We start from the raw sequence: 13,296 nt of genomic DNA on the forward strand, positions 1-13,296 counted from the left end.
TGTAGCTATGCGTCCGCGACGGGCCAACCGCCAATCCATGAGCCAAATCCTCGCCAGCAACGATGCCCGCGGCGTGATCGCCCTTGAACTGTCTTCCGGGCGCGAACCGGCGCATGCGGCATTGCCGCATGCACTGACCGCCGAGTTGGCGGAGAAGATCGGCCGCGATCTCGCACAGTTGGTACCGGCGGTACGCGAACTGGACCTGACCTTGGCCGGTGCGCACTTCGATCCTGCCGAAGTGTTACGCCCGGGCTGGCCGATACACCGGCGTCTGGACGAACTGCGCGCACGCGCGCCAGGGCGTGACGAGGGTCCACGTCTGCTCGCATTCGGCGCCGATGCCGACGGCAGCGTGCCGTTACCGTTCCAGGCCGATGCCACGCTCTGCGGGGCTGCATTGCGGGTGGTGCCGTTCCTGCTCAGCGGACCGACAGCAGTCGTACGGCAGGTGGCGGAGACGTTGGAAGACGTGTTGCTGGCGCAAGGCATGGCGCAAGCGGACACTGCGCTGCTGACGCAACAGGGCTTCGGCGCGCAGATCGAGCATGCCCGCTACCTGACCGTCAACGATCTGGCGGCAATGATGTCGATGCAGTACGAGCATCAGGGGCTTGCCGCGCTGTGGCCACTGATCGAGACCGCGCTGCTAGCGCCGGAACAAGAAGAGTGGCTGGCAACTCCGCCCGAACCACTGCTGCGCTATCGTGACGGCGAAGTCCGCATGGCCCTGTTCGATCCAGCCGGCTGGTGCGCGCACTATGCCTACGACCGCCAAGATTGCCAGCGCCTGCAGCGCGTCTACGAGCAGTACCTAGCACGTCAGCGGCAACTGGCAGCAGTGCTGGAAGCACACGGCATGCCGGTACTGTACGTACACTGCGAGAGCGGCCACGACGCCAAACAGGCAATGGAGTCCTGACCGGACGGCGGCACCACCGCTCCACAGACGACGCATCCCAGTGTGCAACGGCTACCCGTTGTCGCGGGAAAAACACCATCCACCGCACCCTTCCCCGTCAGCACCTGACGTGCGGTGGATCCTCCGCGCAACAAGATACGCACCAGTCTGGACATCCATGTTTCCAGTCCATGCAGACCGCATCGGCGCATGCGTCATACGCAGTGCGCCGAGCAACTGCGGTTGTCCCCCATCGGAGCGAGGGAGCAGAACAGGAGGAGGAGACGTACAGCCGTTCCCCTTCATCGCCTAGTTGTAGAATCAAGGCCTGCCAAGGCGGGAGCACGCTACGCTGTGCCGATCAACGCAGCACACGGATCACCCCGCAAGACACGCGGACATCGGGGTTGCCAGCCGGCTGGCCACGGTTGACGTCAGGATCCGCATGCACGATCAGCGCACGCCCCGCGATGTCGTTGGCCGCACCACCACCGAGCACCATACCGCGCAGCAGCACGTCGATCTGAGCAATACCATCGGCGTTGGCGGTGAAGTGGTCGATCTCGCCGGCATGGTGCTGACTCGTGCTGAACCTGGACCGTCCTTGCACAGCGCCGAGCAGATTGAAATCGCCACCAGCGCTGCTTGCGTCAACCGCACTGCAGTCGCCACGCTCATGCAGATGAAAAGCAAAGGTATGGTTTGGCTGCAAGCCGCCGAGCGTACCAGTGATGCGCACACCACCAGGGGCGGCGACCAGCGACAGCTTGCCACTCACCAAACTGCCGGAGGCAGGCGCCAACACCGCCTGCGCCTGTTGTGCGGTAACGACGCTGGACAGCGTCGGGGCCTTGGACGGCGGATGGGATGGCGCTGAGTGCGGCGCACTACTGCACGCGGCCAACATCAACAATCCGCTTCCAACGAGACCATGCAATCCATAACGCATCGGCATCGACTCCTGTATGCAATAGAGAAAAAGACCACCGTTCAGGCCCCATGAAAGCCGGGCAGCGTATCAGTCTAACCGGCCGTCGAGGTCGCGTCGCCTCACTAGGCGGTGCGCGATGACGCACCGCCGATGCGACACTGCCATGCGGTCGAGCGCATCTATCTGCTCTTTTGCCAAAGCAGGTCCGCTTCGACGTCATGGCCACCAGTGCGCATCGAACATCCGTTGCGAGCAACCAAGCAACCCGTTTCAGCGCCGACGCCGGCCAGGCCCGAGCTTGCGGGTCACGGTGTTGCGGCCCACGCCCAGGCGCGCGGCGGCTTCGGCGCGACGGCCATGCGTGAAGCGCAGAGCGACTTCCAGCAGCGCCTTGTCGAAGCGCTCGCGGGCTTCGGCATGCAGGCCTTCGGCGCCATCGGACAGGCGCTGCTGCGCCCAGGCCGACAGTTGTGTCTCCCACTCGCCGCCGTCGCCGCTACGCTCGCGACGGCCGCCGCGCAGCAACGCGCTATCGACATCGTGCGCATCGATCACCTCGGCCGGGGCCAGCGCAGCCAGACGCCAGCAGACGTTCTCCAGTTCGCGCACGTTGCCCGGCCAGGCATAGCCGCGTAGCACGGCCAATGCGGCCGGCGACAGTCGCTTGGGTGGCGTGTCGAGCTTGCGCGCGGCCATCGCCAGAAAATTCTCAGCCAGTTGTGGCACATCGGTACGCCGCTCGCGCAACGGCGGCAGTTGCAAACGCACGACATCCAGACGGTGCAACAAATCGGCGCGGAAGCGGCCCTGTTCGACCAACGCTTCCAGATCCTGATGGGTCGCGGCAATCACCCGCACGTCCACGCGGATCAGCTCGCGGCCACCAACGCGGAAGAATTCGTTCTCGGCCAGCACGCGCAGCAGGCGAGTCTGCAACGGCAGCGGCATGTCGCCGATTTCGTCGAGAAACAGGGTGCCGCCATCGGCCTGTTCGAAACGGCCGATGTGACGCCGCTGCGCACCGGTGAAGGCGCCGGCCTCGTGGCCGAACAGTTCGTTCTCCAGCAGTTCGGCCGGAATCGCCGCGGTGTTGAGCGCGACAAACGGCTTGCGCGCACGCGGCGATTCGTTGTGCAGCGCGTGCGCGACCAGCTCCTTGCCAGTACCGGTCTCGCCGTTGATCAATACCGATAACGGCGCCTGCGCCAGGCGACCGATGGCCCGGAACAGCGCGCGCATCGCCGGAGTGTCGCCGATGAGTTCGGCACTGCCATGGGCGGAGACCGGCGGGGTGGCCACAACGCCGGGGCTGGACTCGGGTAAGGCGCGCGCGGCCAGTGCCACGGCATCGTCCAGGTCGAACGGTTTGGATAGAAATTCGTGGGCGCCGCCACGGAACGCGCCAGCGGTGCTAGCCACATCGGTATAGGCGGACATCACGATCACCGGCAACTGCGGGTGCGCGGCTTTGAGTTTGTCCAGCAGCACCAGGCCATCGTCACCGGGCATGCGGACATCGGTGAATAGCAGATCCGGTGGCGAGCGTTCCACCAATGCCTGCAAGGCAGCGATGGCGTTGTCGAAACTGTCCACGCTATAGCCTGCATCACGCAACGCGGTGGACAACACGAAGCGTACGGAGCGGTCATCGTCGACCACCCAGATGCGTTGCGTTCCGTGTAGGGAATCGGTCATCGCACTGCTCCTAATCGGTGTCCGCTGCGGTTTGCGGCAGCAGCAAGGTGAACACGGTGTGCCTGGGGCGGGAACGGAAACTCAACAAGCCGGCATGCTCACGCGCTACCTGTTGCGCCAGTGCCAAGCCCAAGCCGCTGCCCTCCGCACGTCCGCTGACCAGCGGCAGGAACAGATGTTCGGCCAGTTCCTCGGGCACGCCGCGACCGTCGTCGACGATGTCAAGGCGCAGGCCGCGCGAATGCACGCGGTCGCGGATGCGCTGGCCGTGTTCGACACGGGTGCGCAAGATGACCTGTGCGGCACCGGCCTGGATCGCGTTGCGCACCAGATTCCACACCGCCTGGGTGAGACGGTCGGCATCGCCGAGGAACTCGGGAATGCTTGGATCGTAATCGCGCTGCAGGCGCACCGACCAACCGCCCTCGGACTCGGCCAGGCGCAATACACGTTCGAGTACCAAGTGGATGTTGAGCATGGCATGCGGCCGCGCTGGCGCCGGCGACAACAACTGGTCGAGCAGACTGTTGAGGCGCTCGATCTCCGCACCGATCAACTCGATCAGTTCGTGCTCGTCTTCGTCGCGATGCTGCGCACGGCGCGCCAGCAACTGCGCTGCGCCCTTGAGCCCGGCCAGTGGGTTGCGCAGTTCGTGGGCCAACCCTTTCAGCGCCGCGCTCAACGCACTGGGCAAGACTTGCGCCGGGTCCAGGGTGGGAAACTCATCCACTGGATGCGCCTCCAGTAGCCAACCGCCGTCGTCCAGCCGCGACAGCCAACCCTCGGCGAAGCGCGGCGCCTCACCAGGGATGGCCAAGGCCATGCGATGCAGACGCAGCACGTCACGCTCGTCGTTGAGCAGGAACCGTGCCAGCGCGTCGCCCTGCAGTTCCAGCGAAGCCAGCGGCTGGTCGAGCAGGCGACGCACGCTGACCCCGAGCCAGCGCACGAACGCCGGGTTGGCGCCGCGCAGGCGGCCGTCGGCATCGGCCCAGACCACCGGGGTGATAAGGGCGGAAAGCAGGGGCGGCGAAGCACTCATCGTCATTGCACCAATATAGTGCAAAAACAAGCGATCAGCCTGACGCTCCCCGGATGAGCGGCCGCATAGCGATCCGATTGCACCGTTACCGCGCCCGTGCGCCAAACTGCGTCAGCGACAGGACCACGGAAAAAACGGAATCGGGCGAAGCGAGCATCCACGGGAAATACCTCGATCACTGGGAACACGGGCATCACTTACGCCCCATAGAGCGTTTGTCGTGAAGGCCTCGGGTCGTGCGGACCGGCGAAAGCGCCGGCCGCACCCATACAGTTCCAAGTCCCGCGACGACGGTCGCGGGCCGGTGGTGCTCAGGACTCGTAGGCGGATTCACCGTGCGAGGTAATGTCCAAACCCTGGCGCTCGGCGTCTTCCGACACGCGCAGGCCAACCACCGCCTTGGCGACAAGGAAGCCGACCACGGACACAATGCCGATCCACAGCACGGTCAGGCCGACGCCGGTGGCCTGCACCAGCAGTTGGTGGCCCATGGTCACCCCCGTGGCGTAACCGGTACCGCCCAGCGCCTTGTCGGTGAACACACCAGTCAAAAGCGCACCGACGATGCCACCGACGCCATGCACGCCGAACACGTCCAGCGTGTCATCGGCGTTGAGCAGCTTCTTCAGCCCGGTGACGCCCCACACGCAGATGATGCCAGCGGCCGCACCGATGACGATCGCGCCGAACGGTCCGACCGTACCGGCCGCCGGGGTGATGCCGACCAGGCCGGCAACCATGCCAGAGGCCACGCCCAGCGCCGAGGACTTGCCCTTGACCACCTTCTCCGTCAACGACCAGGCCAGCACCGCGGCAGCGGTGGCCAGCAGCGTGTTGAGGAAGGCCAGCGCGGCGATGGCATTGGCTTCCAATGCCGAACCGGCATTGAAGCCGAACCAGCCCACCCACAACAACGCCGCACCGACGAAAGTCAGGGTGACGTTGTGCGGCTTCATCGCGGCATGACCGAAACCCAGGCGCTTGCCGACGAAGTAGGAGCCAACCAAACCGGCCACACCCGCATTGATGTGGACCACGGTGCCGCCGGCAAAGTCCAGCGCGCCCTTGCCGAACAGGAAGCCTGGCGTCGACCACACGATATGCGCCAGGGGTAGATAGCCGGCAGTGAACCAGATAACGATGAACAGCAACACCGCGGCGAACTTCACCCTCTCGGCGAAAGCGCCGACGATCAGCGCGCCGGTGATGCCAGCGAAGGTCAACTGAAACGCGACGAACACATACTCGGGCAGCTTGAAGCCCTTGGAGAACGTATCGGCCAGCGTGGTGCTATCGACTCCGCTCAGCAAGGCCTTGTGCAGCGTACCAATGAACGCGCCACCATCGGCGAAGGCCAAGCTATAGCCGTACACCACCCACAGCACCGAGATCAGGGAAAACACCACACCGACCTGGATCAGCACCGACAACACGTTCTTGGCGCGCACCATGCCGCCGTAGAACAGAGCCAGGCCCGGCACCACCATCAGCAGCACCAGCAGGGTGGAGGTCAACATCCAGGCGACGTCGCCCTTGTCCACCACCGGCGCGGCGACGGCGGGTGCGGCAGCCGTGGCTGGCGCGGGCGGCGGCGTCAGTTGTTCGGTCTCCACGTTCGGCGTGGAGACCGGCGTGATCTGCGCCTGAGCCAACACGCTGCCCGGCACACTCGCCGCCATCGCGCCAACCAGGATCAGCATGCACACCGCATAGAAACGGGTCTTCCACCCGGAGAACAAGCCTGTCTTCATGATGAAGGGGTCCACAGTAGTGTTAGAGCGCATCGGCGCCGATCTCGCCGGTACGGATACGGACGACCTGTTCGATCGCGGTGACGAAGATCTTGCCGTCGCCGATCTTGCCGGTCCCGGCCGCGGCTTGGATCGCCTCGACCACAGCCTCCAGGTGTTCGTCGGTCACCACCGTCTCGATCTTGATCTTGGGCAGGAAGTCGACGACGTATTCGGCACCGCGATACAACTCAGTGTGACCCTTCTGCCGACCGAAGCCCTTGACCTCGGTGACGGTGATGCCGGACACACCCGCCTGCGACAAGGCCTCGCGGACCTCGTCGAGCTTGAATGGCCGGATGATGGCGGTGATCAGTTTCATGCGCATATCCCGTTGATGGAAGGAAACAACCGCCGAACCCTGTCCGGCGCGTGGCACGTCGTGCGCGCCGCAAACGGCGCGGGTACTGCTGCGCGCAGCATTCCGTGGATCAAGCCGCAACGCGCCGCACCTGAAGTGCGACGGCAGCGCGGCAACGTGGGAGGGAGCCTGGCCCACGGCACGCAAGCGCGGTATTGCGTGGATACCCCTGTGAATACGCCGAAAACCTAGTTCCTGACGCGAGCCACTAGCCCGGCTCCCCAGCCGGGCCAGCAGCGGCGATGACGAAGGAGGAAGGCGGAGACCTTCGCCGTCGCTGCGCATGCAACTCAGTTGGCGTAATACAGCTGATATTCCAGCGGGTGCGTCGCCGCACGGAACTTGGTCACTTCCTGCATCTTCAGCGCGATGTAGCCATCGATGAAGTCGTCGGTGAACACGCCGCCGGCCTTGAGGAACTCGCGGTCGGCATCAAGCGCTTCCAACGCCTGGTCGAGGCTGGAGCAGACCTGCGGGATTTTCTTCTCTTCTTCCGGCGGCAGGTCGTACAGATCCTTGTCGCTGGGCGCGCCTGGATCGATCTGGTTCTTGATACCGTCCAAGCCTGCCATCATCAACGCGGCAAAGGTCAGGTAGCCGGATTGCAGCGGATCCGGGAAGCGGATCTCGATGCGGCGCGCCTTCGGGTTGGACACCCACGGGATGCGGCACGAGGCCGAGCGGTTGCGCGCCGAGTAGGCCAGCATCACCGGCGCCTCGAAGCCCGGGACCAGACGCTTGTAGCTGTTGGTGCCCGAGTTGGTGAAGGCGTTGATCGCCTTGGCATGCTTGAAGATGCCGCCGATGTACCACAGCGCCATCTGCGACAGGCCACCATAGCCGTCGCCGGAGAACAGGTTGGTGCCGCCCTTGGCCAGCGACTGGTGCACATGCATGCCCGAGCCGTTGTCGCCGACGATCGGCTTGGGCATGAAGGTCACAGTCTTGCCGTTGCGGTAGGCAACGTTCTTGATGATGTACTTCATCGTCATCAGCTCGTCGGCCTTCTTCACCAGCGAGTTGAACTTGGTGCCGATCTCGCACTGGCCAGCGGTGGCGACCTCGTGGTGGTGTACTTCGACCTCGATGCCGACCTGCTCCAGGGTCTTGCACATTTCCGCGCGCAGATCCTGCAGCGAGTCGGTCGGCGGCACCGGGAAGTAGCCGCCCTTGACCGCCGGACGATAACCGCTGTTGCCACCCTCGATCTTGCTGCCGCTGCTCCAAGCCGCTTCTTCCGAATCGATCTTGAAGAAGGTGTGGCCCATGTCGTTGCCGAAACGCACGCCGTCGAAGATGAAGAATTCCGGCTCCGGGCCGAAGAACGCCTGATCGGCGATGCCGCTGGACTTCAGATAAGCCTCGGCGCGCTTGGCCACGCCGCGCGGATCGCGCGCATAGCTCTGCATGGTCGCCGGATCGAGGATGTCGCAGGTCAGCACCAGGGTCGGGTCAGCCATGAACGGGTCGAGGAAAGCGGTGTCGGCATCCGGCAGCAGAACCATGTCCGACTCATTGATGCCCTTCCAGCCGGCGATCGAGCTGCCGTCGAACATCTTGCCCTCTTCGAACAATGCAGGCTCGATGATGCTGACCGGGAACGTGACGTGCTGCTGCACGCCGCGCAGGTCGACGAAGCGCAGGTCGACGAACTCGATCTTGTTGTCCTTAACCAACTTCTCAATAGTTTCCGCAGACATCAGATACAACCTCGGTTTATGAATGGCACCAGAAATTATGAGCAATCGGCATGCCAACTTCGTAGACTTCACAAGCCATTGAATCTGAAAGACATGCACGCAGATGGCGCAAACATTTCGCACCACAAAAATGCGGCCGCCATGAAAAGCACTACTGTGGTGCAAACCACAATGCTCTATCCTTGCGCACCGCCCATCTCTCCATTCCATCGAGCCAATCTCCTCCATGAGCGACCCGCTGTCCGCCCTGTTGCTGGGCATCATCGAAGGCCTGACCGAATTCCTGCCTGTCTCCAGCACCGGGCACCTGCTGATCGCCGAGCAATGGCTCGGCCACCGCTCGGACTTCTTCAACATCGTCATCCAGGCAGGCGCAATCCTGGCGACCATGCTGGTATACCGGCAGCGCCTGTGGACGCTGGCGACCGGCCTGGGCGAGCCTGCCAATCGCGACTACGTGTTCAAGCTGAGCGCGGCATTCCTGGTCACCGCCGTGGTCGGCTTGACGGTGCGCAAGGCCGGCTGGCAGTTGCCGGAGAGCGTGCATCCGGTGGCCTGGGCGCTGGTGATCGGCGGCGTGTGGATGCTGGCAGCCGAGCAGATCGCGGGCCGGCTACCTGAACGCGAGACGGTGACCTGGAAAGTGGCCATCGCGGTCGGCTTGGCACAGGTGGTGGCCGGCGTGTTCCCCGGTACCTCGCGCTCGGCGACGACGATCTTCCTGGCGATGCTGCTGGGCCTGAGCAAGCGCTCGGCCGCAGCCGATTTTGCTTTCCTGGTCGGGATCCCGACCATGTTCGCGGCCAGCGGCTACTCCTTCCTGGAGCTGTACAAGCACGGCGCGCTGGGCAGCGAGAACTGGGGCGACGTGAGCATCGCCTTCGCCGCGGCGCTGGTGACCGGCTTCATGGTGGTGAGATGGCTGCTGGGCTACATCAAATCGCACCGGTTCACCGCCTTCGCGGCGTATCGCATCGTGCTGGGCGCGGCACTGCTGCTGTGGCTGCCGGCAGCATAAGGACTGAGAGCAAGGGCGATCCGACTCGCCCTTGTGCCAATCCCTCTTTCGAAGGGTAAGAGATTCAAGCCACGGCGGGATTGAGGCTGTAGGTGCCGTACAGCGTGGCTTCGGCCAACACGTGACCCTGCATCGCGCGCAGCGCGTCGGGGCCAGTAAAGCGCGCCGGTAGATCGAGTCGGGCCACATTCAACGCGAACAGGCGAAAGAAATAACGATGCACGCGCAGGTCGTTGGCCGGCGGATACGGGCCGTCGTAACCGTAATAGTCGCCGCCCATCGTCGCGTCGCCAGCGAACCAGTCGGTGTAGCTGTTCAGTCCCTGCCGCGCGCCGTCCAGGCCGGGCGGTTGCTGCTTGCCCTTGGTCACCACGCCGTCACTGGCGCTGCCCTCGGCGATCGCGCGCAGGTCGGCCGGCAAGTCCACCGCCACCCAATGCACGAATTCGGTGCGCGGCTGCGCGACCGGGATCTGCACATCGGCGCGGCCGACCATGTCGGCCACGGTCGGCACGTCCGGATCGATGCACAACAGGGCGAACGACCGGGTCGCGGACGGCACCTGATCCCAGGCCAGATGCGGATTGCGGTTGCCGCCGAAGCCGTCGGCCTGACCCATCGCATAGGTCGCGGCAATCGGTTGGCCGGGCTGCAGATTGTCACTGCGAAGGCGCATACGGGAAGCTCCTTGTGGAATCAGGTTGCAGGGTAGCCAAGGCGCATCGCAACGGGCGTGAGCAGGACGAATGCCGCGGCCAGCGGCCCCGCATAGGCGCGCCAGTGGCCGGCGGCAAAACGCGGCGGGCCGAGCGTGGCCACAGTCGGAAAGGGGACACCGAATGCCTGCTCCAAAGCTGCCGCCACAGCGGCCGGATCGGTCTCGATGCCGTCCAGGCGTAGCAACCGGTGCGGATACAGGTCCTGCGCATGCAGCACGGCGATTTGCTCCAACACCGCCGCCAGCCAGCGCGCACCGCCTTCCGGCGAAGCCAGTTGCAGCGGTGCCGGGGCTCCATTGGCCAGCCAGTCCAGCAGCATATCGCGCGGGTCGCGCAGCACGATCAGCAACCGTCCTTCCGGCAGATGCGGGCGCAACGCGCGCAACAGCACGTTGTCCCACCACAGCAACCAGTCGACGATATTGCCATCGCCGATGCCGCGCGCCGGCAACTGCGCACGCCACTCGGCGACCAGCGCCGCGCCGTCCAGTGCGCCGCTGTCGAGTTCGCCAACGCTGCGGTAGCGCTGCAAGCCATCGCTCGGCGGCTGCGCGCCGAAGCGGTCACCGCGCAGCACCGGACTGGCCGCGCTCAACACGGCGATCACCCGTTCCACGCCGCTACCTGGCGCCCCCCAGACGAAGAGCGGCCGCGCCTGCGTTTGCGCATCGACTGCGGCCAGCGGCGGCCATGGCGACAGCGCTTCTTGCCCCGCTTGCCCCAACGGCGGCAGCGGTAAACGGTGCGGTTGTTGTTCCTGCTGAAATGCCAGCCAGGTCGCCAGCGCGTCCTCGACGCGGCCAGCGGCATCCTGCACCGCCGCCAGCCATGGCCGCAGGATGGTCCGGTTCTGCTCCGGCAGGCGCTGCATCAGGCGGCACACATGGTCGATGGCCGCGGCGTGCTCGCCGCGTTCCAGCATCGCTTCGACCAGCCGCTCCTCGCCGCTGATCCGACCCGGCTCCAGGGCCACGATACGTTGGGCCACGGCCTCGCCCTGGTCGCGCTCGCCGGCCATGTCGTGCACCCGCAGCTGCGCCTCCAACGCCGGCACGTGCGCCGGCATGGCGGCCTGCCAGCGCGCGATCAGCGCGCGTGCCTCGGCACCGCCCACCGGCTCCAGCGCCAGCCGTGCCAACCATAGGTCATGGGCGTCGGTCGTACTGGTCAGCGCGGCTTCGAGGGTCGCGCGCGCGTCGTCGAGCGTGCCAAGACGCTGCCAAGCGATCAGTGCCGCGTGCAGGGTGCGGCGGTCAGCCGGAACCGCAGCCAGGGCCGGACGCAGATGCTCCAGCGCCTGCGCCGGTCGGTCAGCCTGCAAGGCGTATTCGCCGGCCAGGCGGCGCATGTTGGCGGTATCGCCGGCAGGATCGGCCAGCACCGTTTCCAGCGCGGCAATGGCGTCGTCGAGGCGGCCCTGACGATGCGCGAGCTGCGCGACCAGCGCCATCATCGGCACACTGGTCCCGGGCGTCAGCGTGGCGACGCGGCGGAACGCCGTCTCGGCGAAGGCTAGGTGCTGTTTGTCCAGATAGGCGAAGCCCAGCGCGTAGAGCAGGCGCGGATCATCCGGCAATGCATTGCTCGCGCGCGACAGTAAGGCCAGTGCGCGGTCGGCGTCGCCGCGGCGCAGCGCCAGCATGCCGTCCAGCCCGAGCAACTGCGGATGCTCCGGCTGCAACCGCGCAGCGGTGCGGCTCAACCGCTCCACTTCGTCCAGGTCGCCGCGGCCCAGGGCCAGATGCCCGCGCATGATGTAGGCCATAAACGCGTTGGGATCCAGCGCCGCCGTCTGCGCCAATGCGACTTCGGCCTGGGGCAGGTCGTTGGCGCCAACCAGTATGCTGGCGCGCAGCAGGTGCAATTCGGCATCTTCCGGCGCCAGCGCGATCGCCCGGTCAATGCTGTCCAGGGCTCCGGCGGTATCGCCGTGCTGCTGCTGCGCCAACGCCAGCCAGCGCTGCGCTTGCGCATCGTCAGCGACCTCCGCCACCCAAGCCTGTGCAAGACGCAGGGCATCGGCGGTGTCCTGGCGGCGCAGGGCGTCGAGAATGGACTCGTGCATGGGGCTCGGGCTGAAGGCAAACCCGCATTGTAGCGGGAGCGCCAGGCCGGCCAGCGCCGTAGCAGGGTTTAGGACTGCGCCAGACCTTGGGTCAGGCGCTCGGCCACCCAACGCTCGGCGAAACCGTCGCCACGCGCGTTCTCGATGAAACCGCAATGCCCGCCCCAGCGCGCAATCTCCAGCCGTGCCACGGCCGGCAGACGCAAACTGCGGAAATCGTCCAGAGGAATCACCGGGTCGTCCTCGGCCATCAGAATGTCGGCCGGTACGCGCAGACCCAATAGACGCTCGCCGGCGATGCTGTAGCTATCGAAATACTCATCCAGGCTGGCGAAACCCGCGTGCCGCTGCGCCAGCCACCCCATCAATCCGCGCATGTCCAGCGCCAGGGTGGCATCGTCGTAACCATGCTGGTCGGGAAACAGCTCGCGCTTGCGCATCAGCGATCCACGCCAATTCCGGCGGAAATACCAATCGTAGAACTGCGGGCCGTTCTCGACGCGCTGCATGGCGGCAGCCGGATCCAGCAACGGACACACCGCAGCCACGCGTTGCAGCGGCAAGCCGGCCACCGGTGCGCGCAACGCCAGACGCAATGCGAAATTGCCGCCAAGCGAATAACCAGCGACCAACAGTGTCGGCGCCGGGAAACGCCGCCATAGATCGCAGGCGGCATTGAACACTTCGTCCAGGCGATCGGAATGGAACAGGTCCACGTTGAGGTGATGGGTATCGCCGTGATCGCGGAAATTGAGTCGGAACACTTGGTAACCGTGGGCAACCATCTGTGCGGCGGTCAAACACATGTAGCTCGAATCGGCACTGCCTTCCCAACCGTGCAACAGCAGCACCGTGCCACGCGGGGCAACATCGGCCGGCACGCTCAACCAACCCTGCAGGCGCACGCCGTCGCCGCCATCGAGGATATGCGAGGTGGTGATCGCACCGCTGGCGATGAGCAATTGCTCGCCGCGGCGCACGCGAAAAAGGCTGGAACCCAGCACCGATTGCACGTGGGGATTGCGCAACCAGCGTGGTGGGGAGTAATCGGTCGCGTTCATGGGGGATGAGCTT

Annotated in this window: 11 protein-coding genes; 2 read left to right on the forward strand and 9 right to left on the reverse strand. The window is 65.4% G+C overall.

What is annotated here, in order from left to right:
- Window positions 1-37: 37 nt before the first annotated feature.
- Window positions 38-922, forward strand: coding sequence for a hypothetical protein (locus tag XaFJ1_RS15120; RefSeq protein ID WP_045757070.1), 885 nt, complete (start codon window positions 38-40; stop codon window positions 920-922).
- 340 nt (window positions 923-1,262) lie between these two features.
- Here the strand turns inward: XaFJ1_RS15120 and XaFJ1_RS15125 are convergent, their stop codons facing one another.
- The 6 genes from XaFJ1_RS15125 to glnA all read right to left on the reverse strand — a co-directional run bounded on the left by XaFJ1_RS15125 (window position 1,263) and on the right by glnA (window position 8,420).
- Window positions 1,263-1,850 (reverse strand): superoxide dismutase family protein, encoded by a 588-nt coding sequence (locus XaFJ1_RS15125; RefSeq protein WP_045757434.1) that lies wholly within the window; start codon window positions 1,848-1,850, stop codon window positions 1,263-1,265.
- A gap of 252 nt (window positions 1,851-2,102) precedes the next feature.
- Window positions 2,103-3,527 carry a nitrogen regulation protein NR(I) gene (gene ntrC / locus XaFJ1_RS15130; RefSeq protein ID WP_012917559.1) on the reverse strand — a complete coding sequence of 475 codons (1,425 nt, stop codon included), beginning with the start codon at window positions 3,525-3,527 and terminating at the stop codon, window positions 2,103-2,105.
- Window positions 3,528-3,537: 10 nt separating this feature from the next.
- The gene (locus XaFJ1_RS15135) at window positions 3,538-4,575 is read right to left on the reverse strand and encodes a two-component system sensor histidine kinase NtrB (RefSeq protein WP_045757071.1); all 1,038 of its coding nucleotides are present in this window, start codon (window positions 4,573-4,575) and stop codon (window positions 3,538-3,540) included.
- 305 nt (window positions 4,576-4,880) lie between these two features.
- A complete protein-coding gene (amt, locus tag XaFJ1_RS15140; RefSeq protein ID WP_012917561.1) occupies window positions 4,881-6,320 on the reverse strand; it encodes an ammonium transporter in 1,440 nt (479 codons plus the stop codon).
- Between the two features lie 22 nt (window positions 6,321-6,342).
- Window positions 6,343-6,681, reverse strand: a complete 339-nt coding sequence (locus tag XaFJ1_RS15145) for a P-II family nitrogen regulator (protein ID WP_012917562.1) — start codon at window positions 6,679-6,681, stop codon at window positions 6,343-6,345.
- A 329-nt stretch (window positions 6,682-7,010) separates the two neighbouring features.
- Entirely contained in the window at window positions 7,011-8,420 is a 1,410-nt protein-coding gene (gene glnA, locus XaFJ1_RS15150; protein ID WP_012917563.1) for a type I glutamate--ammonia ligase, read from the reverse strand.
- A 226-nt stretch (window positions 8,421-8,646) separates the two neighbouring features.
- Between glnA and XaFJ1_RS15155 the strand changes: the two genes are divergently transcribed.
- Complete coding sequence (locus XaFJ1_RS15155; RefSeq protein WP_012917564.1) at window positions 8,647-9,438, forward strand: undecaprenyl-diphosphate phosphatase; 792 nt, start codon at window positions 8,647-8,649, stop codon at window positions 9,436-9,438.
- A 64-nt stretch (window positions 9,439-9,502) separates the two neighbouring features.
- Here the strand turns inward: XaFJ1_RS15155 and XaFJ1_RS15160 are convergent, their stop codons facing one another.
- The 3 genes from XaFJ1_RS15160 to XaFJ1_RS15170 form a co-directional block, all read right to left on the reverse strand.
- Window positions 9,503-10,114, reverse strand: a complete 612-nt coding sequence (locus tag XaFJ1_RS15160; protein WP_012917565.1) for a YbhB/YbcL family Raf kinase inhibitor-like protein — start codon at window positions 10,112-10,114, stop codon at window positions 9,503-9,505.
- A 20-nt stretch (window positions 10,115-10,134) separates the two neighbouring features.
- Window positions 10,135-12,222, reverse strand: a complete 2,088-nt coding sequence (locus XaFJ1_RS15165) for a tetratricopeptide repeat protein (protein WP_012917566.1) — start codon at window positions 12,220-12,222, stop codon at window positions 10,135-10,137.
- Window positions 12,223-12,290: 68 nt separating this feature from the next.
- The gene (locus XaFJ1_RS15170; RefSeq protein ID WP_012917567.1) at window positions 12,291-13,283 is read right to left on the reverse strand and encodes a YheT family hydrolase; all 993 of its coding nucleotides are present in this window, start codon (window positions 13,281-13,283) and stop codon (window positions 12,291-12,293) included.
- Between the last annotated feature and the right edge of the window lie 13 nt (window positions 13,284-13,296).

The sequence above is a fragment of the Xanthomonas albilineans genome, assembly GCF_009931595.1.
Classification (GTDB): Bacteria; Pseudomonadota; Gammaproteobacteria; order Xanthomonadales; family Xanthomonadaceae; genus Xanthomonas_A; species Xanthomonas_A albilineans.